Genomic DNA, 23356 nt, shown 5'->3' with positions numbered 1-23356 from the left:
TGGCGGAGCGGGGATTGCACGCTCGGCGGGTCGGCGCGGAAATGCCGGTGCCGGTCGTTGAGGTCGGTCACACGAGGTGGTAATTCGAGTGCTGTTAGGAGCGCTAACGGCTAGGCTTCGGCATTCGTGCAGCCCAGCAGCGGAACCCCGACAGCCAAGCGCCGATCCGTCAAGTCCCTGCTGAGCAAGGTCTTCCTGGACACCAGGCCGCTGAAGTACCCGGCCTACCGCCGGTTGTGGCTGTCCAACATCGTCACCGCCGTCGGCGCGCAGTTCGCCGCCGTCGCGGTGCCCAAGCAGCTCTACGACATCACCGGTTCCTCCGCCTACGTCGGCCTCGCCGGGATCTTCGGCCTGGTGCCGCTGCTGGTGTTCGGGCTGTGGGGCGGCGCGATCGCCGACACCGTCGACCGGCGCAAGCTGCTGCTGATCACCAACGGCGGCCTGGCGGTCACCTCCGTCCTGCTGTGGGTGGCCGCCGCCTCCGGCACCCGGTCGGTGTGGCTGGTGCTGGTGCTCTTCGCCGCGCAGCAGACGTTCTTCGCGATCAACATGCCCACCCGCGGCGCGGCGATCGCCCGGCTGATCCCGGTGCACCTGCTGCCGTCCGCGCAGGCGCTGGGCGCCACCGTGTTCCAGCTCGGCTCGATCGCCGGGCCGCTGCTGGCGGGCGTGCTGCTGCCGGTGGCCGGGCTCTCGATGCTGTACCTGGTCGACGCGGTGGCGCTGTGCGCCGCGCTCTGGGCGGTGTTCCGGCTGCCGCCGCTGCCGCCGCAGGAAGGCGCGCCCAAGAAGGCCGGCCTGCGCGCCGTGCTGGACGGCTTCCGCTACCTGGCCCTGCACTCCGTGCTGCTCGCGTCGTTCCTGCTGGACATCGTCGCGATGGTGTTCGGGATGCCGCGCGCGCTGTTCCCGGAGATGGCCGAGCGGACCTTCGGCGATCCGCCCGGCGGCGGTGCCTCGCTGGGCTGGCTGTTCGCCGCGATCCCGCTCGGCGCGTTCCTCTTCGGCGTGTTCTCCGGGTGGTTGCACCGGATCGTCCGGCACGGCGTCGGCGTCACGGTGGGCGTGATCGCCTGGGGCCTCGCGGTGATCGGCTTCGGCCTGTCGGACTCGCTCTGGCTGGCGGTGTTCTTCCTGGCGCTGGGCGGCGGGGCCGACCTGGTGAGCATGGTCTACCGCAGCGCGATCATGCAGACGGCGGCCACCGACGAGATGCGCGGGCGCATCCAGGGCGTGTTCACGGTGGTCGTGGCCGGTGGCCCGCGGCTGGCCGACACCGTGCACGGCCTGGCCGGTGCGGCCATGGGCACCACGACGGCGATCGTCGGTGGCGGGGTGCTGGTGGTCGTCGGAGGGATCATCTCGGCGGCGCTGCTGCCCGCGTTCTGGCGGTACCGCGCACCCACGTCGGAGGCCTGAGTTGTGCAGGTCGCCACGCCTGCGCCGGTTGGCGCAGTGCAGTTCGACCAGGGGTGGGCAGACGTGCCGATCAGCCTCCCTGCACACTTTTCAGCTATGGCCAACGAGACGACCGTGAACGACGACGCGCCCAGCGGTGCGCAGGGCCCAGGCCTGAAGAAGGTGATGGGTCCGAAACTGCTGCTCTTCTTCGTGGTCGGAGACATCATCGGGACCACGATCTACGCGCTGACCGGCAAGATCGCCGGCAAGGTGGGCGGCGCGCTGTGGATTCCGTTCCTGGTCGCCTTCGTGGTCGCGTTCCTGACCGCGTTCAGCTACCTGGAACTGGTCGGCAAGTACCCGAAGGCGGGCGGTGCGCCGCTCTACATCCACAAGGCCTTCGGCGTGCAGTTCCTGACCTTCATGGTCGCCTTCGCCGTCATGTGCTCGGGGATCACCTCGGCCTCCTCCGGTGCGCAGGCGTTCAGCGGCGAGTACCTGCACGAGATCCTGCCGGGCGCGCCGTCGTGGCCGGTGGCGATCCTGTTCATCCTGCTCATCGCGGCGATCAACTTCCGCGGCGTCGGCGAGTCGGCCAAGCTGAACCTGGTGCTGACCATCGCGCTGATGGTCGGCCTGGGGATCGTGATCGTCACCGGTGCCTACGCGGTGTTCATGGGCGTGAGCGACCCGACCTACGCGCCGGACCCGAGCAGGCTGCTGCAGTTCAACGCCGACACCACGCCGCTGCTGGCGGTCACCTCGGCGACCGCGCTGGCCTTCTTCGCCATGGTCGGCTTCGAGGACACCGTCAACATGGCCGAGGAGACCAAGAACCCGGCCAAGACGTTCCCCCGCGCGATGCTGTGGGGCATGGTGATCACCGCGACGATCTACCTGGCCATCGCGCTGATCACCTCGACGCTGATCCCGACCGACGTCCTCGGCGACTCCACCGCGCCGCTGCTGCTGGTCGTGCAGGTCGCGGCGCCGTGGTTCCCGCCGATCGTGTTCTCCTTCATCGCGCTGATCGCGCTGAGCAACACCGCGCTGATCAACATGATGATGGCCAGCCGGCTGCTCTACGGGATGGCCAACGAGAAGATCATCCCGGCGAAGTTCGGCCTGGTGCACCAGGCGCGGCAGACGCCGTGGGTGTCGATCCTGTTCACCAGCATCCTCGCGGTGATCCTGGTGAGCTCGCTGGAGATCTCCCAGCTGGGCGGCACCACCTCGCTGCTGCTCCTGCTGGTGTTCGCGCTGGTCAACGTCGCGGTGCTGGTGCTGCGCAAGGACGTCGTCGAGCACGAGCACTTCAAGGCGCCCACCTGGGTTCCGGTGGCGGGTGCGCTGACCTGCGCGTACTTCGCCAGCCCGCTGACCGGTCGGCCGCTGGTGGAGTACGGGATCGTCGGCATCCTGCTGGCCATCGGCGTGATCTTCTGGGCGATCAACTTCGCCCTGCACGGCCGCCGGGAGTTCAACGCCGAGCAGCTGGGCAAGTAACCCCGTCGGCCGGTGGGCCTCCTGGACCGTTCGTGCGGTCCAGGAGGCCCGCTGTCATTAGGGTGGCCGGGTGCACGAACCTATTCCCGCGACGGGGCGGCAGTTCGAGATCGCGTCCGGACCGGCGCGCGCGGTGGTCACCGAGGTCGGCGCGGCGCTGCGGGCCTTCGAGGTCGGCGGCGTGCCGCACGTCGAGACCTACGGCGCCGACCAGCTGCCGCCGGGCGGTGCCGGTGCGGTGCTCGTGCCGTGGCCGAACCGCGTCGCGGACGGGCAGTGGGCGCTCGACGGGGAGCCGCAGCAGCTCCCGCTGACCGAGCCCGCGCGGCACAACGCGATCCACGGCCTGCTGCGGCACACCGCGTGGAGCGTCGTGGAGCACGCCGAGTCCACAGTGGTCCTGCAGGCGATGGTGACCGCGCAGCCGGGCTGGCCGGTGCCGCTGCTGACCTCGGTCGGCTACTCGGTCGGCCCCGACGGGCTCACCGTGACGCACACGATGGAGAACCTGGGCTCGCGCGCGACGCCGTTCGGCATCGGCGTGCACCCGTACCCGCGCGCGGGCGCTGCCGACACCGACGACTGCTCGCTCCGGCTGTCGGCGGCGACCTTGCTGCCGGTGGACGCCGACCGGATGGTCCCGGTGCGCCCGCCCCGCGCGCTGCAGGGCGACGAGCTCGACTTCCGCTCCGGGCGCCCGCTGGCCGGGCTGCTGCTGGACACCGCGTTCGGCGGCGCCGCCCCGGCGCCGGGCGAGGAGCTCGTCCGGCACGTGCTCACCGGACCGGACGGCCACGGCGTCCAGCTGTGGGCGGACCCGGTGTTCAAGTGGGTGCAGGTCTACACGCCGGACGACTTCCCGGGCCGCGGCCGCGCGATCGCGATCGAGCCGATGACGTGCCCGCCGAACGCCCTCAACACCGGAACCGACCTGCTCACCCTCCACCCGGGCGAGACCTGGATCGCCCACTGGGGGCTGGCGCCGTTCTGAGTCGATGGCGGGGCTGCGATCACGTTGTGCCTGCACAGGTCCCGTGAGTGTTTTGTGGTGCTATAACCCCCCAAAACACTCACGGGCCCCCTCCGCAACGTGAGCCGGGCTCCTCAGCCCGGCCCGCTCCCTACTTCAGGCCGCGGGCGATGAGCATGCGCTGGATCTGGTTGGTGCCCTCGAAGATCTGGAGGACCTTGGCCTCGCGCATGTAGCGCTCCGCCGGGAAGTCGCGGGTGTAGCCCGCGCCGCCGAGGACCTGGACCGCGTCGGTGGTCACCTTCATCGCCGCGTCCGTGGCCACCAGCTTCGCCACCGAGGCCTGCTGGCCGAAGGGCAGGCCCGCGTCGCGGCGGCGGGCTCCGTCGAGGTAGCTCGCGCGCGCCGACTGGACCGCCGCGGCCATGTCAGCGAGCAGGAACTCCATGCCCTGGAACTCGATGATCGGCCGCCCGAACTGGTTGCGCTGCTTGGCGTAGTCCACCGCCAGGTCCAGGGCCGCCTGGGCCAGCCCGACCGCGCAGGCGGCGATGCCCAGCCGACCGGAGTCCAAGGCGCAGAGCGCGATCTTCAGGCCGTCGCCCTCCTCGCCGACGAGCCGGTCCGCGGCGACTCGCGCGCCCTCGAAGTACAGCGGGGTGGTGGGCGAGCCGGTCAGGCCCATCTTGTGCTCCGGAGGACCCGCGGACAGCCCGGAGGTCGTGCCGTCGACCAGGAAGCAGCTGATGCCGCGCGGGCCGTCGTCGGAGGTGCGGGCCATGAGCGTGTAGAAGTCCGCGACACCGCCGTGCGTGATCCACGCCTTGGCGCCGGTGATCGCGTACTCGTCGTCCTGCCGCGCGGCCCGCGTGCTCAGCGACGCCGCGTCCGAGCCCGCGTGCGGTTCGGACAGCGCGTACGCGCCGAGCAGATCGCCGCCGAGCATGTCCGGCAGCCAGCGCGAGCGCTGCTCGGGCGTGCCGAAGTGGGCCAGCGGGAAGCAGCTCATGGTGTGCACCGACAGGCCGACGCCGACGGTCATCCACGCGCTGCTCAGCTCCTCCAGGACCTGGAGGTAGACCTCGTAGGGCTGGGCGCCGCCGCCGTGCTCCTCGGCGTAGGGGAGGCCGAGGAAGCCGGACTCGCCGAGCAGCCGGAAGACGTCGCGCGGGAACTTCTCCGCGGCCTCGTCACCGGCAGCCCGCCCGGCGAGCTCGTCGCGGGCGATCTCCCTGGTCAGCGCGAGCAGGTCGGTGGCTTCGGGGGTGGGGAGCAGGCGTTGGACGGACATGGCGGATCGCGCTCCTGATGCCGACGTCAGTACTGGTGCCCGTACTGTAGGACGTACGCGAGTACTGTGGAAGTCTCAACGGACGAGAACCCGCATCAACCCCCGAGAGTGCTGTGGCAGGCTTCCAGCGATGACCACCTCCCCGAGCCGCCGGCCGGCCAACGCGCGGCGGGCCGAGCTGCTGGACCAGCTGCGCGACCTGTTCCTGGCGGAAGGATTCGCGCACTTCACGCTGGACGACCTGGTGGCGCGGCTGCACTGCTCGAAGTCGACGCTGTACACGCTGGCGGGCAGCAAGGAGCAGCTCGCGGTCCGCGTGGTCGCGCACTACTTCAAGTGCGCCACGCAGCGCGTCGAGCGGCAGGTCGAGGCGGTCCAGGACGTGCGCGAGAAGGTCCGGGTCTACCTCGACGCCGCGGCCGAGGCGCTGCGCCCGGCATCGCGGGAGTTCATCGCCGACATGGCCGCCAACCTCTCCACGCGAGCCACCTACGAGGCCAACGCGCACGCCGCCGCCGACCGCATCCGCGGGTTCATCGGCGAGGGCGTGCGGCAGGGCGTGTTCCGGGAGGTGCACGCCGGGTTCGTCGGCGAGATGGTCGGCCACGCCATCGCGGGCATCCAGCGCGGCGAGATCGGGGAGCGGACCGGGCTCTCGGACGCCGCCGCGTTCGCCGCGCTCTCGCAGTTCCTGCTCGGCGGGCTGGCCGCCGCGCCGCAGAACACCGAGGAGGATTCGTGAGCCACCATTCGCCCTGCTCGCGAATCCGACCGGGTGCCCCGCAGAACACCGAGGAGGAGAAGTGATCGTCATCGGCGGTGAGGCCCTGGTCGACCTCGTCCCGGACCCGGCAACGGGCGAGGGCGAGCTCGGGCCGCTGCACCCGCTGCTGGGCGGCGGGCCGTACAACGTGGCGATCGCGCTGGGCAGGCTCGGCGTCCCGGCGGCGTTCTACGCCCGGGTGTCCACCGACCAGTTCGGCGACGAGCTGGTCGCCCGGTTGCGGGCCTCCGAGGTGGACACCGGGCTGGTGCAGCGCGGGCCGGAGCCGACGACGCTGGCCGTGGTCGGGCTCGGCGAGGACGGTTCGGCGCGCTACAGCTTCCACACCGAGGGCACCGCGACCCGGTTCGTCACCGACCAGGAGCTGCCCGAGCGCACCACCGCGCTCTGCCTGGGCACTCTCGGCATGGTGCTGGAGCCCGGTGCCTCGGTGTACGAGAAGGTGCTGTTCCGCGAGGCCGAGCGCGGCCGCTTCATCGCGCTGGACCCGAACATCCGCGCCGACCTGATCGCCGATCCCGACGCCTACCGCGCCCGGTTCCGCTCCTGGCTGCCGTCGGTCGGACTGCTGAAGGTCTCCGACGACGACGCCGAGTGGCTCGCCGACGGCGGGGACGTGCTCGACGCGGCCCGCGACTGGCAGCGCCGGGGCCCGGCCGCGGTGGTGCTGACCCGCGGCGCGGACGGGCTCACCGCGGTGACCGCCGACGGCGAGGTCACCGTGCCGGGGGAGCGGGTGGAGGTCGTCGACACCATCGGCGCCGGCGACACCGTGCAGGGCGCGCTGCTGGCGTGGCTGCACCGCAACGACGCGCTCTCGGCGCAGGCCGTGCGACGGCTGGACCGCGAACAGTGGGAACGAGCTCTGCGATTTGCCGCTTCGGCGGCCGCCGTCACCGTCTCCCGCGCGGGTGCCGAACCGCCGTGGGCCGGAGAGCTGACGGGCGATTGAACTGGGCGGACGTGCCCGAGGACACCCTGTGAGCTCAACCGCCCACCATCCGGTCGGTCCAGTGCCCGTTGGGCCGTCCGGATGGTCCGATTGGTCACTATGACCGTCCTGCCCGGCTCCGGAGCGTCGAAAAATCTCCGGTGAAAGCCGCCCGATGTGATGTGATCGTGGTCCCACCTGCCAAAAAGCCGAAACACGATTGCTGCGCCGGGGGCCCACTGCGGTCTAGCGTGACTACTGACAGGACCCCAACGGGGTGGTGCTGCGGCGGTTCGGACACCCCGGGCCGCGCGCGGGCGACGAAGCGCAGCCCTGCTGCTCGGCTGGGCACCCGCGGTCGTCAACGCACGCACCCCGACGAGCGCGAGAGGTTCCCGAATGCCCGACGACGTGACCGCCAAACGTACCGTCGCGCTGCGCTATGACGCCGGCGAGCACGAGATGCAGGTGACGCAGCCGACCGAGGGTGCGCCTGGCGTGGACCTCGGCAAGTTGTTGGCCCAGACCGGTTTGGTGACGTTGGATCCGGGCTTCGTCAACACGGCCGCCTGCCTTTCCGACATCACCTACATCGACGGGGACGCCGGTATCCTCCGCTACCGCGGCTACCCGATCGAGGAACTGGCCGCCAAGTCGAACTTCATCGAGGTCAGCTACCTGCTGATCTACGGCGAGCTGCCCACCCAGCAGCAGTACGACGACTTCGCCGACCGGATCCAGCGCCACACCCTGCTGCACGAAGACCTCAAGCAGTTCTTCGACGGCTTCCCGCGCGACGCGCACCCGATGCCGGTGCTGTCCTCCGCGGTCTCCGCGCTGTCCACCTTCTACCAGGACAGCCTCAACCCGTTCGACAAGGACCAGGTGGAGCTGTCCACCGTCCGGCTGCTGGCCAAGCTGCCCACCATCGCGGCCTACGCCTACAAGAAGTCGGTCGGCCAGCCCTTCCTGTACCCGGACAACTCGCTGGGCCTGGTGGAGAACTTCCTCCGGATGACCTTCGGTTTCCCGGCCGAGCCCTACGAGGTCGACCCGACGCTGGCCCGCGCCCTGGACCTGCTGTTCATCCTGCACGCCGACCACGAGCAGAACTGCTCCACCTCGACCGTCCGGATGGTCGGCTCGGCGGAGACGAACCTGTTCGCCAGCATCTCGGCGGGCATCAACGCCCTGTTCGGCCCGCTGCACGGCGGCGCGAACAGCGCGGTGCTGGAGATGCTCGAGGGCATCCAGGCCAACGGTGGCGACGTCGACTCGTTCGTCAACCGGGTCAAGAACAAGGAGCCCGGCGTCCGGCTGATGGGCTTCGGGCACCGGGTCTACAAGAACTACGACCCGCGCGCGGCGATCATCAAGAAGACCGCCGACGAGGTGCTCAGCAAGCTGGGTGCGAACGACCCGCTGCTGGACATCGCGATGAAGCTGGAGGAGAAGGCGCTCGCCGACGACTACTTCATCGAGCGCAAGCTCTACCCGAACGTCGACTTCTACACCGGCCTGATCTACAAGGCCATGGGCTTCCCGACGAAGTACTTCACCGTCCTGTTCGCGCTCGGCCGGCTGCCCGGCTGGATCGCGCACTGGCGGGAGATGCTGGAGGACCCGGCCCGCAAGATCAGCCGCCCGCGGCAGGTCTACACCGGTGCGGCGGAGCGCTCCTACCGGTCGATCAACGAGCGCTGAATCGAAACCTGAATCCAGTCGGCTGCCACGGCACCCGGCACACGAACGGCCCCGGACACCGCAGCGGTGCCCGGGGCCGACCCGTGTCCTGGCCTGGCGGGGTGCGTCAATTTCGTACGAAATTGACTGTCACCCGGGTGAACGTCAATTTCGTGCGAAATTGACCAGGGCCCGGGTGACGGAGCTGGTCAGGTGGTGCGGAGGGCTTCGCGGAGCTTGACGCGCGAGCCCGTGCGGAGGACCGCGTTGGAGTAGATGCGGCCGCCGAGGTGGAGGAGCAGGGCGAAGGCCGCGATGCTCAGGACCAGCGCCACCGCGATCTCCCACGGCGCCGCCGCGCCGAGCGCGATCCGCATCGGCATCAGCGTCGGGGAGAAGCCCGGCACCAGCGACAGGACCGCCGCCAGGGTGCTGTCCGGCGATCCCGGCAGCACCGAGACGCCGATGATGAACGGCACCACCAGCAGCATGATCACCGGGCTGATCACGTTCTGCAGCTCCTCCTGGCGGGAGACCAGCGAGGACGCCGCGGCGAGGATCGTCGCGTAGGTGAAGAAGCCGAGCACGAACCAGGCCAGCGCCCACAGCAGCGTGCTCGTCAGCGCCGCCGACGGCAGCGTGAGCACGCCGCCGACGCCCGCCGCGATCAGCGCCGCACCGGCGATCACCACCATCTGGAGCAGGTTCGTCAGTCCGATGCCGACCACCTTCCCGGCCAGCAGCTGGGTCGGTTTGATCGTGGACAGCAGCAGCTCGACGACGCGGCTGGACTTCTCCTCCACCACGCCCTGCGCGATCATCTGCCCGCCCATGATCAGGAACATGTAGAGCACGATCCCGGAGGCGATGGCCAGCGCGATCCGCTCCCCGCGGTGCGGGTCGTCGGTCTCCAAGCTGGTCACCGCGACGTGGGCGTTGTCCGCCGCGGCGCGGACCGCGACGGGGTCGACGCCGGAGCGGGCGAGCTCGACGTTCATCGCCTGCTGCTGCACGATCGCGTTCAGCGCGGCCTCGACCGAGCTGTCCGGCGCCCGCTTGACGACCAGGCGCGGTTCCGCCGGGGTGCCGGTGATCAGCGCGTCCAGGTCGCCGTCGCGCACCTGCTGCTCGCCGGCGGGCACCGGCACGGTGCTGATCCGGAAGGTCTGGCCGTAGGCCTCGCCCGCTGTCCGCAGCGGCTCGGCGACGGCGGCTGCCTCGGGCGCGACACCGATCTTCGTGGTGCTGGCCTGGTTGCCGATGAAGGCCATCAGCGCCGCGTAACCGCCCATGATCGCGATGATGGCGAGCGTGCCGATGATGAATCCGCGGGTGCGCACCCGGGTGCGGATCTCGCGGCGGGCGACCAACCAGACGGGGCTCATTCGGCGGCCTCCTCGGTGACGACGTTGCGGAACAGCTCGGTGAGGCTCGGCCGGTGCCGGGAGAACTCCCGCACCGGGCCGGTGGTCAGCGCGGCCTTCAGCACCGCCTGGTCGTCGGCGTCCTCGTCGAGCTGGAGGGTGGTGCGGCTGCCGTCGACCGACACGACCTGCGCGCCGGGCACGTCGGCGGCCCAGCCGGGCGTCGCGTCGGGCGCGTCGACGACGAGCGTCACCGGCCCCTGGTCGCGCAGCTCGGCCACCGAGCCGGAGGCCACCATCCGTCCACTGCGGACGATGCCGACGCGGTCGCACAGCCGCTGCACCAGGTCGAGCTGGTGGCTGGAGAACACCACCGGCACGCCGGAATCGCACTTCTCCCGCAGCACCGCGCTCATCACGTCGACCGCGACCGGGTCCAGCCCGGAGAACGGCTCGTCGAGGATGAGCACCTCGGGATCGTGCACCAGCGCTGCGGCCAGCTGCACCCGCTGCTGGTTGCCGAGGCTGAGCTTCTGCACCTCTTCGTCGCGGCGCTCGGTGAGCCCCAGCCGCTCGGTCCAGCGCGTCGCGGCGGCCTGCGCGTCGGCGGCCGACATGCCGTGCAGTTCGCCGAGGTAGGCGAGCTGCTCCGCGACCTTCATCTTCGGGTACAGGCCGCGCTCTTCGGGCATGTAGCCGATGCGGCGGCGCGTGGTGAGGTCCAGCGGGGAGCCGTTCCAGCGCACCTCGCCGGAATCGGCGGCCAGCACGCCGAGCGCGATCCGCATCGTGGTGGTCTTCCCGGCACCGTTGCTGCCGACGAAGCCGAACATCTCACCGGCGCGGACGCTGAACGTCATCTCCTGCAGCGCCGTGACACGTCCGTAGCGCTTGGAGATCCGGTCGACCTCCAGCACGCGATCAGTCACCGATCGCCCCCTTCTGCTGTTGAAACCCCAGTGCGATCAGTTCAGCACACCCTCCAGAGCGCGGCTCACGAGTTCGGCGACGAAGGGCTGTGCGATGTCGCGTTCGTCCGGATTCAAACCGACGCGGCTGCGCCGGTCAAGGACGTCGTCGGCGTCGAGCGCGCCTTCGTGCCGCACCGCCCACAGGACTTCGGCGGCGGTGAGCGACACGCCCTCCGCGACGGGTTCGGCGAGGTCCGGGTCGAAATCGGCGAGCGCGGCGATGCGCGCGGCCTCGGTGCCGTACTTCGCGATCAGGCGGGCCGGGGCTTCGACGTCGGTCAGGTGGCGGCGGGGCGCCGCGCCGACCAGCGCGACAGCGGCCGTCTTGGACGGCCCGGCGGACAGGCCGCCGGCGAGCACCGCGGCGTCGACGGCTTCGGCGGCCATCTTCCGGTAGGTGGTGAGCTTGCCGCCGACCACCGTCACCACGCCCTCCGGCGAGGTCAGCACGGCGTGCTTGCGGGACAGGTCCGAGGATTCCTTGCGCCGCGTCTGCTCCAGCAGCGGTCGCAGCCCGGCGAAGGAGCCGAGCACGTGCTCGCGGCCCAGCGGCTGCCCGAGGACGTCGCGGATGCCCGCCAGCAGGAAGTCCACATCGGACTCCGGCACCTCGGGCACCGACGGGATGGGGCCGGGGACCGGCTCGTCGGTCAGCCCGAGCAGCGCGCGGCCGTCGGCCTGCGGCAGCAGCAGGAGGAACCGGCCGGAGGCGCCGGGGATCGGCGCGACCAGGGCGGTTCCGGCGATGCCCGCGGCATCGGCGTCGATGACCAGGTGCGATCCGCGCGAGGGCCGCAGCTTGACGTCCGGCGAGAGCTCCCCGGCCCAGACCCCGGCCGCGTTGACCACCGAACGCGCGCGGATGCGCAGCGTTTCGCCGGTGCGCTGGTCGACGACGTCGGCGCCGTTGCCGTCCAGCTTCTGCGCGCGCACGTGCGTGAGCACCCGCGCGCCGAAGCCCGCGGCGGTGCGCGCCAGCGCGACGACGAGCCGCGCGTCATCGATCAACTGGCCGTCGTAGCCGAGCAGTCCGCCGCGCAGCCCGGCGGCACGCAGGCCCGGGACCAGGGCGAGCGCCTCCGCGCTGGGGATGCGGCGCGGCGGCGGGAGCACGTCCGACGGCGTGCGCGCGGCGCGGCGCAGCGCGTCTCCCGCGTGCAGGCCCGCGGTGAGCACCAGCTCGGAACGGCGGGAGACGGTGCTGTGCAAGGGGATCAGCTGCGGCATCGTGCGGACCAGGTGCGGCGCGGTGCGGGTCATCAGCACGTTGCGCTCGACGGCGCTCTCGTGCGCCAGGGCCACGTCGCCGTGCGCCAGGTAGCGGAGGCCGCCGTGCACGAGCTTGCTCGACCAGCGGGAAGTTCCCCAGGCGAGGTCCTCGGCCTCGACCATCGCGACGGACAGCCCGCGGGCCGCGGCGTCGAGGGCGGTGCCGGCGCCGGTGACGCCGCCGCCGACCACCAGCAGGTCGATCTCGGCCTCGGCCACTTCGGCCAGCTCGGTGGCGCGGCGCGCGGCGTTCAGCGAGGTCGCGCGCAGCGAACCGGCGGGCAACGGGGTGGTGATCATCGCAACTCCGGAGGTGTCGGCGAGGGGCGGAGGGCTCCGTCGAGGAGCCTGGTCAGCTCCGCGGCGAGGTCGTCGGGATCGATGTCGCTGGTCGCGGGGCCGGCGGTGACGACGAACGACTGCACGAGCAGCAGCAGCGAGCGCGCCTGGACCGCCGGGTCGCCGACGCGGATGGAGCCGTCCGCGTGGCCTGCGACGAGGTATTCGCGCAGGAACCCCTCCGCGGCCCGCTGCGTGCTGCCCAGGCGTTGCACCAGGTACGGGAGCAGCAGTTCGGCGTCGGCTTCTACGACGCGCTGGAGCAGCGGCGCGGCCTGCAGCAGCCGCACGCCGTGCACGGTGGCGCTGACGAGCCGCTGCCGGACGTTCCCGGCCCGCTCAGCCGCGCGCGCCAGGTCGAGGATCTCGCCGAACTCCACGGTCATCAGCGCGGTGACCACGCTGCCGACGTCGGGGAACCGGCGGTACAGGGTCATCCGGCTGACGCCGGCCCGGCGGGCGATCTCGGTCAGCGTCGTGCGCCGCACGCCGTTGGCGAGCACGCACTCGCGGGCCGCGCGCAGCAGCTCGGCCTCGCCGACCCGGTTCGGGGCCGACCGCGCGCTCCCGCTCGGCAAACTGCTGTGACATTGCGATGTCATGTGTAACACTGTACTGGTGAGCGGGCTGATCGAACACACCCTTCGCGGCACCTGGACCCCTTCGGGGGGCTCCGCCGCGCCGTTGTCCCCCCGAGCTCTGCGCTGGTTGCGGCAGCGCATCGGGCTCGCCGAGACCACCACGCCGGCCGTTCCCGCGTCGCTGCTGGAGGTTCCGGACAGCGCCTTGCCGGAGGCGGCCCGAGAGGAGCTCGCGGCGCTGCTCGGAGAGCAGCACGTGCTGACCGACGCCACCGCGCGGCTGGGCCGGGCGGGCGGCATGTCCTACACCGACCTGATGCGCCGCCGCAGCGCCGCGGAGCTCGCGGTGCCGGACGCCGTGCTGCTCCCGGGCGATCCCGAGCTGGTGCAGGCCGCGCTGGAGGTCTGCGTCCGGCACGACATCGCGGTGGTCCCGTTCGGCGGCGGCACGTCTGTCGTCGGCGGCGTCGACGCGCTGCGCGGGTCCAAGGCGGCCGTGGTGTCGCTGGACCTGGCCCGGCTGGACCGGCTGGTCTCGCTCGACCCGAGCTCGCGGATCGCCGTGCTGCAGGCCGGGATGCGCGCGGTGGAGGCCGAATCGCTGCTGGCCGCGCAGGGTTTCACCCTCGGGCACTTCCCGCAGTCCTTCGAGCGGGCCACCATCGGCGGGTTCGCCGCCACCCGGTCCGCCGGGCAGGCGTCCTCCGGCTACGGCCGCTTCGAGGACATGGTCACCGGGGTCCGGCTGGCCACCCCGGCGGGCGAGTGGCGGCTCGGCGTCGCACCGGCCTCGGCGGCGGGCCCCGACCTGCGCCAGCTGGCGGTCGGCAGCGAGGGCGCGCTCGGCGTGATCACCGAGGTGGCGGTGCGGGTGCGGCCGGTCCCGGTGCACAGCCGCTACGAGGCGTTCGTGGTCGACGGCTGGCAGGGCGGCGTCGACGCGGTGCGGGCGCTCGCGCAGAACCGGGTGCTCGCCGACGTGACCCGGCTGTCCGATGTGGACGAGACCGAGGTGCAGTTCGAGCTGACCGGGGCGCTGAAGGTCAAGGCCCTGCAGTTCCTGCTGCGCAGCAAGGGGATCCGGCAGCCGTGCATGCTGGTGCTGGGCTGGGACGCGGGCTCGCGGGCGGAGCTCGCGCGGCGCCGCGAGGCGACCCTGGGCGTGCTGCGGAGCACGCGAGCGGTGCGGCTCGGCCGCGCCGTCGGCGAGACCTGGCGCTCGCACCGGTTCTCCGGCCCGCGCCAGCGCGATGCCCTGCTCGACCGCGGTGTGTGCGTGGAGACGCTGGAAACCGCGACGCACTGGACCGGGATCAGCGAGCTGCGCTCGGCGGTGCGCAACGCGCTCGTGCGCAGCCTGCGGACCGGCGGCAAAAAGCCGATCGTGATGTGCCACATCTCGCACGCCTACGAGACCGGCGCGTCGCTGTACTTCACGGTGCTCGCGCCGCGCAGGTCGCAGGATCCGCTCGGTCAGTGGCAGCAGGCCAAGCAGGCGGCGTCGGACGCCATCGCCGGGCGCGGCACCATCAGCCACCACCACGCCGTCGGCGCCGACCACCTGCCGTGGCTGGCCGAGGAGATCGGCGACATCGGCGAATCGGTGCTGGCCGCGGCGAAGCAGGCCGTGGACCCGACCGGAATCCTCAACCCGGGCAAGCTCATCCGGCCAGCGCGCTGATCGAGTGATAGCGGAAGCCGAGCCCGCGGTACACCTTGAGCGCGGGCTCGTTGTCCGCATCGGCCATCAGCGTCACGGCGCCCTCGCGGGCGAGCTCCCTGGTCAGGAACGTGCAGACCGCCGTGGAGAGCCCGGTGCCGCGGTGGTCGGGGTGGGTGGCGACGCCGGAGAGGTAGCGCACTCCCGGTGCGGGCCAGCAGTCGCCGCCCACCGACAGCAGCGTCCCGTCGGCCCCGCGGACGCCCGCCCAGCGGCGGGCACCGGGGTCGCCCGGGAACAGGTACGAGCGCGGATTCGCCGTGCGCAGCAGGCTTTCCACGGCAGGCTCGTCCTCACCGGTGAGCCATTCGACGTCCGGCGCCGGTGCGGTCGGCGGCGCGGTGGCCAGCTGCATCCAGCCGAAGGTCGCCAGCACCTCCAGGCCGAGCCGGTCGGCCACCCGGTGCGCCAGCGCGGTCCGGCCCAGCGGGCGCAGCTTCTCGCCGTGCAGCCCCGGCAGCACCTCGGCGAGCAGTTCGACGCAGTCGTCGGCCGATCCGCTGAACACCACCCGGTCGACGCGGTTGAGCGCCGGGGCGTGCACCACGACCGCGCTGCGGTGCTGCCAAGCGGCCCCGCGGGCGTGCGGGTAGCCCGCGACCAGCGCCTGCGCGGCCCAGCGGACCAGCAGGTCATCGGTGACCTCGCCGACTTCGGCGGCGGAACGGAGTTCTCGCATGCCCTGATCGTCCCCCGCCGCCCGTGCCGCCGGAAGTGAATTCCGGTGTGACATCACCGGATCCTGGTGGACAGCAGGAGGGCGGTGGCCGCGAGAGCGGCCGCGATCGGCCCGAGGAGCTGCGGGCCCGCCCAGGCGATGCCGACCGCGCCGACGATGCCGGACAGCGCGATCGCCAGGTAGAGGATCGCGGCGTTGAGCGACACCAGGACCGGTGCCGACTCCGGCGACAGGGTGATCAGCCGGTGCTGCTGCGGAGTGGTGATCGCGAAGGCGGCGATGCCGTAGAGCGCGATCTCCGCCATCGCCCAGCCGAAACCGCCCGTGGTCAGCGGCAGCACCAGCAGCGCGGCCACCAGCCAGACCAGCGCGAACGCCACCACCCGGCTGCTGCCGAACCGGTCGGCCAGCACCCCGGCGACGTAGTTGCCGACGGTGCCGATGACGCCCAGCAGGAACAGCAGCACCGCCAGCCGGACACCGCTGCCGCCGGTCGCCGGGCCGAACACCGCGCCGATGTAGGTGTAGGGCAGGTAGACGGCGGTGAACGCGACGAGCGTGGTCGCCAGCACCACCAGCACCCGCCGGTCGGCCAGCGGGGCCAGCCGCTCGCGCAGGCCTTCCGCGGCCGGTGTCGCGACCTCGGCGGGCACCAGCCGCACCAGCCCGAGCAGGCCCAGCACCGCCAGCCCGGCGACGAACCACATCGTCACCCGCCACCCGAAGATCGCCCCCAGCGCGGTTCCCAGCGGTGCGCCCATCGCGGTGGCAGCGGTGAAACCCGTTGTCACGACGGCGATCGCGCGTCCGCGCTGCTCCGCCGGAACCAGCGCGGAGGCGGTGACCGCGGCGGTCGGCACGAACAGGCCCGCACCCGCGGCGGCGACGATCTGCGCGGCGATCACCAGCGGGAACGTCGGGGCGAGCGCGGTGGAGACGTTGCCGAGGAGGTAGACGCCCGTCGCGAGCAGGAGCACCCGGCGTCGCGGCCAGCTCGCGGTGGCGGTGGCGAGCGCCGGTGCGAGCAGGGCGCAGGTGAGCGCGAACGCGGTGACCACCTGCCCGGCGGTGCCGATCGACACGAGCAGGGTGCTGCTGAGCTGCGGCAGCAGCCCGGCCAGCACGAATTCGCAGGTGCCCACGGCGAAGGTGCCGAAACCCAGTACCGGCACCGCCCACCGGTTCGGGGCGGTGCTCGTGGTAGCCGTCATGAGTGCGCTCCGATCCGCTGCGCCAGTTCCGACGCGGCCAGGCCGATGACGATGAAGACCGCCGCCACCAGCGGCAGCGAGGCGGGGGAGAGCTCCAGGGCGGCGGCGCCGATCACCCCGGCCAGCGAGGAGCCCAGGTATCCGCCGGAGGCGTTGAGGGAGATGACCAGCGAGGTCGACGAGGGCGCTGCTTCGATCAGCCGGTGCTGCTGCGGCACCGTCACGCTCCACGCGGTCAGCCCGAAGAGCAGCACCGCAGGTACGGCGCTGACCAGCGCTTCCGCGGTGATGGGCAGCAGCAGGCAGTTGACCAGGGCGACCGCTATCGCGACCGCGATCACCCGGTGCGCGCCGAACCGGTCGGTCCACCCGCCGCTGATGAGGTTGCCCGCGGTGCCCGCGGCGCCGGAGAGGAACAGCAGCATCGCGAGCAGTGCGCTGTTGCCGCCGGTGGCGGGTTCGACGATCGCGCTGATGTAGGTGTTGACGATGAAGATGCCGATGAAGAACGCGACCGTGGTCAGCAGGGTCATCGTGATCTTGCCGTCGCGCAGCGGGGCCAGGCGTTCGCGCAGGCTCGCCGCCCGCGGTGCCGGGATGGCCGGGAGCAGCGCGGCCACCCCGATCCCGGCGGCGGCGCCGAGCGCGGCGACGAACCACATGGTGCCGCGCCAGCTCGTGACCGACCCGAGCAGCGTGCCCAGCGGGACGCCGAGCGCGGTCGAGACGGTCAGCCCCAGGACGACCAGCGAAATCGCCCGCGCCCGCTGGGTTTCCGGGGCCAGCGAGGCGGCGGCCGCCCCGGCGATCGGGGTGAACATCGACGCGCCGGCGGCGGCGAGCACGCGCGTCGCGAGCACGGTGGCGTAGCTCGGCGCGAGCGCGGTGGCGATGTTGCCGAGCACGAAGACGGCGAGCGCGGTGAGCAGGACCGCGCGTCGCGGCCAGGTGCCGGTGAGCGTCGCGAGGACCGGTGAGAGCACGGCGTAGGCGATGGCGAAGACGGTCACCAGCTGGCCCGCCTGGGCGATCCCGACGTCCAGGTCGGCCGCGATCTCGGGCAGCACCCCGGCGACGACGAAGGCGTCGGTGCCCACCGCGAAGGTGCCCAGCGCCAGCACCGCCACCCGGAGCGGGACGCGGGCGGCGGGTTCAGCGGTCGTGGTCAACGGGACCCCCAAAAACGGTACCGATCGTTTCCATGTTGGTGGACGGTACCGATCGTTTCCGTTTTTGCGCAAGGTGGGATACCGTGGCGGCATGGCCACACGAGCCCGGGAACGCCTCGTCGAGGCCGCGGAGCAGCTCTTCTACAGCGAGGGCATCAGGGCGGTCGGCGTGGAACGGCTGGTCGCCGTCTCCGGGGTCGGCCGCGCCTCGTTCTACCGGCACTTCACCAGCAAGGACGACCTGGTGGTGACCATGCTGCGCGGCTACGACGAGCAGGTGCGGAGCTGGTTGGCGGAGGCCGTCGAAGCACGCGGCGGCGGACCGCTGGCGATCTTCGACGTGTTCGCCGACCGGTTCGAGGCCGAGGACTTCCGCGGCTGCGCCTCGATCAACACGATGGTCGAGATGGCCGATGTGGACAGTGCGGCGCACCGGGTCGCGGCCGAGCACAAGGAACGGGTCATCGACTACCTGGACGGCCTGCTGGTGGCGGCCGGGCAGTCCCGCCACCGCGAACTCGCGGAGCAGTTCATGCTGCTGATCGACGGCGCCAACGTCACGGCCCTCCGCGAACGAACCGCGGAACCGGCCCGCCGGGCCAGGGCCATCGCCGAATCCCTCATGGACGGCTGACCGGAAATGGCGAAGGCGGGGAACCGCGTTCTCCCCGCCTGCTTCAAGGTATAGCGCACACCGGGGCTTGCGGCAAGACCCGGGTGGTACCGCAGAATCCCCGCTCGAAGCCTTCGACCAGCGGAAATCGGAGTCGGCGAGCGCATTCGCCGACCGGTGCCCGCTGGCCGGGACCCACCCTCGTCGAACGGGCGTTGTGATGATGGACGTGATCGTGGTCGGTGCCGGGCCGACCGGTCTGATGCTGGCCGCCGAACTGCGGCTGCACGGTGCGAGCGTGGTCGTGCTGGAGCGGGACGCGGAGCCGACGAAGGTCGTCCGCGCGGGCGGCCTGCACGTGCGCAGCATCGAGCTGATGGATCAGCGCGGGCTGCTGGAGCGCTTCCTCGCGCTCGGCACGCGGCACGAGACGGGCGGCTTCTTCGCGGGCATCGACAAGCCGTGGCCCGAGCGGATGGACACCGCGCACGGTTACGTCCTCGGCATCCCGCAGCCGGTCGTCGACCGCCTGCTGGCCGAGCACGCCGCCGAGCTCGGCGCCGAGATCCGGCGCGGCAGCGAGGTGATCGGGCTGAGCCAGGACGAGGACGGCGTGACCGCCGAACTGGCCGACGGCGCGCAGCTGCGCTCGCGCTACCTCGTCGGCTGCGACGGCGGCCGCAGCGCGGTGCGCAAGCTGCTCGGCATCGGTTTCCCCGGCGAGCCCAGCAAGGTGGAGACACTGCTGGGCGAGGTGGAGGTGGCCGTGCCTCGCGATGAGCTGATGGCCAAGGTCGCCGAGGTCCGCGAGACCCAGAAGCGGTTCGGCGTGGTGCCGCTCGCAGACGGCGCGTACCGCGTGATCGCGCCCGCCGCGGGCCTGGCCGAGGACCGCGCGGTGCCACCCACCTTCGACGAGCTCAAGGCACAGCTGGTGGCGTTCGCGGGCACCGACTTCGGGGTGCACTCGCCGCGCTGGCTCTCCCGCTTCGGCGATGCGACGCGGCAGGCCGAGCGCTACCGGGCCGGCCGTGCGTTCCTGGCAGGCGATGCCGCGCACATCCACCCGCCGACCGGCGGGCAGGGGCTCAACCTCGGCGTGCAGGACGCGGCCAACCTGGGCTGGAAGCTCGCCGCCGAGCTCGACGGCTGGGCGCCCGCCGGGCTGCTGGACAGCTACCAGGCCGAACGGCACCCGGTGGCGGCCGACGTGCTCACCAACACCCGCGCGCAGATGGCGCTGATGTCCCTGGAACCGGGCCCGCAGGCCGTGCGCACGCTGCTGTCGGAGCTGATGGACTTCGAGGAGGTCAACCGGTACCTGATCGAGAAGATCACCGCGATCGGCGTGCGCTACGACTTCGGTGCGGGCCACGAGCTGCTCGGCCGCCGACTGCGCGACCTGAACTTGAAGCGCGGGCGCCTGTACGAGCTGATGCACGGTGGCCGCGGGCTCCTGCTCGACCAGACCGGGCGGCTCTCGGCGGGCGGCTGGGCGGATCGCGTCGACCACGTCGTGGACGTCAGCGAGGAGCTGGACGTGCCCGCGGTGCTGCTGCGGCCGGACGGCTACGTGGCTTGGGCGGGCGAGGACCAGCAGGGCCTCGAAGACCAGCTACGCAGGTGGTTCGGCGGGTGAATCGGCGGTGTGGTCGGGCGGTGGTGGGAAGTCCTTCGGAGGCTTCTTGCGGCGGAGCAGGCCGAAGTGGAGCTTCTGCACGGCCTCGCGGAGTTCCAGGTGCGCAGCCTGGATCCTGTTGATCGACTTCTCCGGAGTCACGCGCGGTGCCGAGTGGTCGGGTTCGGGGAAGGCGTCCATATCGGGACCCTTGAGCCACTTCTCGTGCCACACCAGCCGGACCGCGATCCGCCACCGCGTCTTCACCTCCGCGGCGAAGGTCTCGAGTTCCTTCGCCGCTGCGTCCTTGCGCTGCTGACCTGCGGCGACCTCGTCGCTGAGCCCGGCGGCCCGCGCCTTCTCGTGCTTGCGCAGCTTTTGCGCGGCGGTGGTCGCCAGCGCGGTCAGCTCCTTGTACCGGACCGACGCCGGAACCTGCTCAGTCACCAGCTTCCTCCAGGGCTCCGGTCTGCTCGGTGGCCTGCGGCTGCGGTTCTCCGAGGTCGAACGGCAGGATCACCTCGGGCCGGGAGTGCACGGCGCGGTCGAAGAACAGGCCGCGCCGGGCGCGCGGCGACCAGCTGACGATCTGCCCGGCGGCGAAGGTGGCCAGCTCCTGGCCGTGCACGTCGAAGGCGACCCACGCGCCGATGTCGTCCACCGGGCCCATGCCGAGGGTGTTCTTCACCCGCTGCACGCTGCGCCACCAGCCGATCACGTGCACCCGCGATTCCGGGCCCTGCTTGAGGATCTTCCGCAGGTGGTCGACGCCGCTGACGCGGGTGGTCGGGTCCTTGCGCTCCAAGGTCGTCTGCGCCGCGTCGGCGGCGTAGAGCAGCACGCAGTGCGGGATGTCCGCGCCGGTCCGGCCGTCGATCGAGGCCGCCACCTCGGTCAGCGTCTGCTCGATGTCGTCCAGGCCGACCAGCTCGACCTCGTGCTTCTCGCGCAGCTGGTCGACGATGTGCCGCGCGTCGTCGTCGACGTCGTCGAGCAGGCTGGCCACGGTGAACCTGATCCCGCCCCGGCGGTGCTGACGTGCCAGCGAGAGCGCCGCCGCGCCCAGCACGCTCACCGCGTCCACCCGGACCGAGCCGATCACCGCGATGTTGCGGCCCGGCGACCGGGTCAGGCGCACCGCGGCGGCCGTTCCGTCCACGTCGATGATCTGCCCGAGCAGGGCCTTCGGCGTGGACACCGAGGTGGAGAGCTGCCGGTAGTCGTCCAAAGTGGACAGCACCGGCAGGTTCGAGCCGTCGAACAGGCGCGGTGGCGCGGCGGATTCGTCCAGCTGCTTCCACAGCTCCAGTTGCAGCGCGTCGAAGGTGTTGCGCGCGGTGGCGTCCGGGACGCGGGCGATCTCGTTGCCGTGCTTGACGCCGGACTCGTGGTTGACCACCGCGTGCCAGCGCGGCAGCTCCATCGCGGCCTGGTTCTGCTCGCCCAGCACCCGGCGCGCCTTGGGCAGCGCGATCCGCAGGATGAACTGCTCGAAGATCGCCGGCTTGCCCCAGAACGCCTCGATGCCGGACACGTCCTGGCTGGCCAGCACGAGGTGGATGCCCTGCGAGCGGCCGCGCCGCGCCACGTCCTCCAGCAGCGCGGTGGCCTGCGCGGTGACGTTGTCGCGGTCGGCGAACAGGTACTGGAACTCGTCGATCACCGCGACGATCCGCGGCCACCGGCCGCCGGGATTCTCGGTGCGCAGCTCTTCGAGCTTGGTGACCTCGTGCTCCTTCGCCGCCTCCGCGCGCCGCCGCATCTCATCGGCCAGGAACCGCAGCAGCGCCAAGCCGAACTCGCGGTCGGTGTTGACGTTCACCCCGACCAGCTGCGCGTGCGGCAGCCAGCTCGGATCCCGCTTGCCCGGGGTGAACTGGGCGAAGGACACGCCCTCCTTGAAGTCCAGCAGGTACAGCTCCAGCTCGTCGGGCGAGTACCGGGCGGCGAGCCCGCCGAGCATGCCGAACAGGAAGTTCGTCTTGCCCGAACCGCTCGGCCCGCCGATCAGGGTGTGCGGGCTGCTGTCGCCGAGCGTGATCCACACCGGCTCGCCCTCGTTGAAGCCGACCGGCGCCTGCAACCCGGTCTTCGAGCTGTGCGCCCAGTACTGCTCGGGCACCAGGTCCTCGAAGGTGCGCACCCGCGCGCGGCGGGCCAGGAACGCCTCACCGATCGTCGTGCAGGCCTTGGTCACCTCGTTGCGCGAAGGCGATTCGTCCAGCGTCACCACGGCTTCCGGGCCGGTGGTGCTGGTGCGCGCGCGGTCCTCGCCGATCAGGCGGACCGATTCGATCGCGCTGCTCACCGACAGGGACATGTCCACGACGATCAGGTGGATGCCGCAGGCGGGCCCGCTGCGGGCGATCCGCTGCAACTGCTGCTGCTGTTCCTCGCGCAGCGGCTCGCCGTTGCCGAACAGCACGCCGATGCGCCAGGGCTCGGAGCGGTGGCCCTTCTCCTCGGCCAGCGCCCGCAACGAGGTGTGCCCGCCGAGCAGCGCGCTGGTGTGGATCCGCCGGATGTGGTCGGACAGCGCGTCCAGCATCTCGTCCAGCCGCGTCGGATCGTGCGCGGTGAGCAGCCCGGCGCGGGTCAGCGGGTACAGACCGGGCAGCGTGCCGGTCAGCTGCGCGACGTCCCAGACGTGGAGGCGCACCGCGCCCGGCTGGAAGTGGCTGAGCAGCCGCAGCAGCAGGTCCTGCACCAGCGCTTCGGCCGAATCAGCGTTGCCGTCGGTGGTGATCCGCAGGTGCGCTTCGTCGAGCAGTGGGACGGCGGCGGGGAAGGGCTTGCGGTCCGGCGAATCCGGCACGACGGCGGTGCCGATGCGCCACAGCTCGGGCGGCGGAGCGGCGGACTCCCGCGCACCGACCTGACCGAGCCACTCCGGCCAGGGCAGCCCGGCCGATCCCGGCGCCGCCTCGGCCATCAGCTGCGCCAGCTGACCGGGCCCTTCGGTGGTCCACTCCGCGTAGATCTCAGCGCGATCGGCCAGCGCCTCCCGCATGGCCGCCTGGAACGCGACGTCGGCGGGGTCGCCGATCTCCTGCGGGTCGCGTTCCGCCGTCGCGGTGCCGGCCTGCGCGATGCGCAGCGCGAACTCCTGCTGCGCGCATTCGGCGATGACCCTGGCGTGCTCGTTCTCGGCGGCACCGAGCGCGGTGGCGACGCTGGATCGCAGGCGCCGGACCGCGGCTCGGACGCGATCCCGCCGATCGTTGCGTTTACCCACACCCCACCTCGGAAGCAG

Annotated in this window: 19 protein-coding genes; 9 read left to right on the top strand and 10 right to left on the bottom strand. The window is 71.8% G+C overall.

Annotation, left to right across the window (positions count from 1 at the left end):
• Window positions 1-126: 126 nt before the first annotated feature.
• The 3 genes from OU416_RS29435 (at window position 127) to OU416_RS29425 (ending at window position 3901) form a co-directional block, all read left to right on the top strand.
• Entirely contained in the window at window positions 127-1422 is a 1296-nt protein-coding gene (locus OU416_RS29435) for an MFS transporter (RefSeq protein WP_270930302.1), read from the top strand.
• A 96-nt stretch (window positions 1423-1518) separates the two neighbouring features.
• Complete coding sequence (locus OU416_RS29430) at window positions 1519-2910, top strand: APC family permease (RefSeq protein ID WP_270930301.1); 1392 nt, start codon at window positions 1519-1521, stop codon at window positions 2908-2910.
• Window positions 2911-2980: 70 nt separating this feature from the next.
• A complete protein-coding gene (locus tag OU416_RS29425; RefSeq protein ID WP_270930300.1) occupies window positions 2981-3901 on the top strand; it encodes an aldose 1-epimerase family protein in 921 nt (306 codons plus the stop codon).
• 130 nt (window positions 3902-4031) lie between these two features.
• On the opposite strand, the gene OU416_RS29420 is transcribed toward OU416_RS29425, so the two are convergent.
• Window positions 4032-5171 (bottom strand): acyl-CoA dehydrogenase family protein, encoded by a 1140-nt coding sequence (locus tag OU416_RS29420; RefSeq protein ID WP_270930299.1) that lies wholly within the window; start codon window positions 5169-5171, stop codon window positions 4032-4034.
• 130 nt (window positions 5172-5301) lie between these two features.
• Between OU416_RS29420 and OU416_RS29415 the strand changes: the two genes are divergently transcribed.
• The 3 genes from OU416_RS29415 to OU416_RS29405 all read left to right on the top strand — a co-directional run bounded on the left by OU416_RS29415 (window position 5302) and on the right by OU416_RS29405 (window position 8590).
• Window positions 5302-5913 (top strand): TetR/AcrR family transcriptional regulator, encoded by a 612-nt coding sequence (locus OU416_RS29415; protein WP_270930298.1) that lies wholly within the window; start codon window positions 5302-5304, stop codon window positions 5911-5913.
• A 61-nt stretch (window positions 5914-5974) separates the two neighbouring features.
• Window positions 5975-6907 (top strand): carbohydrate kinase family protein, encoded by a 933-nt coding sequence (locus OU416_RS29410; RefSeq protein WP_270930297.1) that lies wholly within the window; start codon window positions 5975-5977, stop codon window positions 6905-6907.
• Window positions 6908-7285: 378 nt separating this feature from the next.
• Window positions 7286-8590: a citrate synthase gene (locus OU416_RS29405; RefSeq protein ID WP_270930296.1), complete on the top strand. Its 1305-nt coding sequence runs from the start codon at window positions 7286-7288 to the stop codon at window positions 8588-8590.
• A gap of 188 nt (window positions 8591-8778) precedes the next feature.
• Here OU416_RS29405 and OU416_RS29400 read toward each other — a convergent pair whose 3' ends face one another.
• From OU416_RS29400 to OU416_RS29385, 4 genes are all read right to left on the bottom strand, one after another.
• Window positions 8779-9954: an ABC transporter permease gene (locus OU416_RS29400; RefSeq protein WP_270930295.1), complete on the bottom strand. Its 1176-nt coding sequence runs from the start codon at window positions 9952-9954 to the stop codon at window positions 8779-8781.
• Entirely contained in the window at window positions 9951-10793 is an 843-nt protein-coding gene (locus OU416_RS29395) for an ABC transporter ATP-binding protein (RefSeq protein WP_372907114.1), read from the bottom strand. Before OU416_RS29395 ends, OU416_RS29400 begins: the two co-directional genes overlap by 4 nt.
• 105 nt (window positions 10794-10898) lie before the next feature.
• Window positions 10899-12473, bottom strand: a complete 1575-nt coding sequence (locus OU416_RS29390) for a glycerol-3-phosphate dehydrogenase/oxidase (RefSeq protein ID WP_270930293.1) — start codon at window positions 12471-12473, stop codon at window positions 10899-10901.
• Entirely contained in the window at window positions 12470-13114 is a 645-nt protein-coding gene (locus OU416_RS29385) for a TetR/AcrR family transcriptional regulator (RefSeq protein ID WP_270930292.1), read from the bottom strand. The genes OU416_RS29390 and OU416_RS29385 overlap by 4 nt, the downstream gene beginning before the upstream one ends.
• Before the next feature lie 16 nt (window positions 13115-13130).
• Here OU416_RS29385 and OU416_RS29380 point away from each other — a divergent pair, with 16 nt between their 5' ends.
• A complete protein-coding gene (locus OU416_RS29380; RefSeq protein ID WP_270930291.1) occupies window positions 13131-14774 on the top strand; it encodes an FAD-binding oxidoreductase in 1644 nt (547 codons plus the stop codon).
• Here the strand turns inward: OU416_RS29380 and OU416_RS29375 are convergent.
• The 3 genes from OU416_RS29375 to OU416_RS29365 are packed head-to-tail and all read right to left on the bottom strand — an operon-like array spanning window position 14755 to window position 17872.
• The gene (locus OU416_RS29375) at window positions 14755-15492 is read right to left on the bottom strand and encodes a GNAT family N-acetyltransferase (RefSeq protein WP_270930290.1); all 738 of its coding nucleotides are present in this window, start codon (window positions 15490-15492) and stop codon (window positions 14755-14757) included. The genes OU416_RS29380 and OU416_RS29375 overlap by 20 nt on opposite strands.
• A 53-nt stretch (window positions 15493-15545) precedes the next feature.
• A complete protein-coding gene (locus OU416_RS29370; protein WP_270930289.1) occupies window positions 15546-16703 on the bottom strand; it encodes an MFS transporter in 1158 nt (385 codons plus the stop codon).
• Entirely contained in the window at window positions 16700-17872 is a 1173-nt protein-coding gene (locus OU416_RS29365) for an MFS transporter (RefSeq protein WP_270930288.1), read from the bottom strand. Before OU416_RS29365 ends, OU416_RS29370 begins: the two co-directional genes overlap by 4 nt.
• Before the next feature lie 91 nt (window positions 17873-17963).
• Between OU416_RS29365 and OU416_RS29360 the strand changes: the two genes are divergently transcribed.
• Both OU416_RS29360 and rox read left to right on the top strand, forming a co-directional pair.
• Window positions 17964-18506: a TetR/AcrR family transcriptional regulator gene (locus tag OU416_RS29360; RefSeq protein ID WP_270930287.1), complete on the top strand. Its 543-nt coding sequence runs from the start codon at window positions 17964-17966 to the stop codon at window positions 18504-18506.
• Window positions 18507-18705: 199 nt separating this feature from the next.
• On the top strand, window positions 18706-20124 hold the full coding sequence (gene rox, locus OU416_RS29355) for a rifampin monooxygenase (protein WP_270930286.1): 1419 nt from the start codon (window positions 18706-18708) through the stop codon (window positions 20122-20124).
• Here the strand turns inward: rox and OU416_RS29350 are convergent.
• A complete protein-coding gene (locus OU416_RS29350; RefSeq protein ID WP_270930285.1) occupies window positions 20101-20550 on the bottom strand; it encodes a hypothetical protein in 450 nt (149 codons plus the stop codon). The two genes, rox and OU416_RS29350, sit on opposite strands and share 24 nt — an antisense overlap.
• Complete coding sequence (locus OU416_RS29345) at window positions 20543-23338, bottom strand: FtsK/SpoIIIE domain-containing protein (RefSeq protein WP_270930284.1); 2796 nt, start codon at window positions 23336-23338, stop codon at window positions 20543-20545. The genes OU416_RS29350 and OU416_RS29345 overlap by 8 nt, the downstream gene beginning before the upstream one ends.
• Between the last annotated feature and the right edge of the window lie 18 nt (window positions 23339-23356).

Source organism: Saccharopolyspora indica (genome assembly GCF_027853965.1).
GTDB lineage: Bacteria > Actinomycetota > Actinomycetes > Mycobacteriales > Pseudonocardiaceae > Saccharopolyspora > Saccharopolyspora indica.
Note: the sequence above shows the minus strand (reverse complement) of the source record. Positions and strands in the feature narration are given on the sequence as shown.

Excerpts from the sequence above, each read along its gene's own strand:
- OU416_RS29395 (WP_372907114.1), bottom strand. The coding sequence starts at position 10,793 with ATGACGTTCAGCGTCCGCGCCGGTGAGATGTTCGGCTTCGTCGGCAGC.
- OU416_RS29360 (WP_270930287.1), top strand. The coding sequence starts at position 17,964 with ATGGCCACACGAGCCCGGGAACGCCTCGTCGAGGCCGCGGAGCAGCTC.
- OU416_RS29420 (WP_270930299.1), bottom strand. The coding sequence starts at position 5,171 with ATGTCCGTCCAACGCCTGCTCCCCACCCCCGAAGCCACCGACCTGCTC.
- OU416_RS29400 (WP_270930295.1), bottom strand. The coding sequence starts at position 9,954 with ATGAGCCCCGTCTGGTTGGTCGCCCGCCGCGAGATCCGCACCCGGGTG.
- OU416_RS29390 (WP_270930293.1), bottom strand. The coding sequence starts at position 12,473 with ATGATCACCACCCCGTTGCCCGCCGGTTCGCTGCGCGCGACCTCGCTG.
- OU416_RS29415 (WP_270930298.1), top strand. The coding sequence starts at position 5,302 with ATGACCACCTCCCCGAGCCGCCGGCCGGCCAACGCGCGGCGGGCCGAG.
- OU416_RS29370 (WP_270930289.1), bottom strand. The coding sequence starts at position 16,703 with ATGACGGCTACCACGAGCACCGCCCCGAACCGGTGGGCGGTGCCGGTA.
- OU416_RS29405 (WP_270930296.1), top strand. The coding sequence starts at position 7,286 with ATGCCCGACGACGTGACCGCCAAACGTACCGTCGCGCTGCGCTATGAC.
- OU416_RS29385 (WP_270930292.1), bottom strand. The coding sequence starts at position 13,114 with ATGACATCGCAATGTCACAGCAGTTTGCCGAGCGGGAGCGCGCGGTCG.
- OU416_RS29375 (WP_270930290.1), bottom strand. The coding sequence starts at position 15,492 with ATGCGAGAACTCCGTTCCGCCGCCGAAGTCGGCGAGGTCACCGATGAC.
- OU416_RS29430 (WP_270930301.1), top strand. The coding sequence starts at position 1,519 with ATGGCCAACGAGACGACCGTGAACGACGACGCGCCCAGCGGTGCGCAG.
- rox (WP_270930286.1), top strand. The coding sequence starts at position 18,706 with ATGATGGACGTGATCGTGGTCGGTGCCGGGCCGACCGGTCTGATGCTG.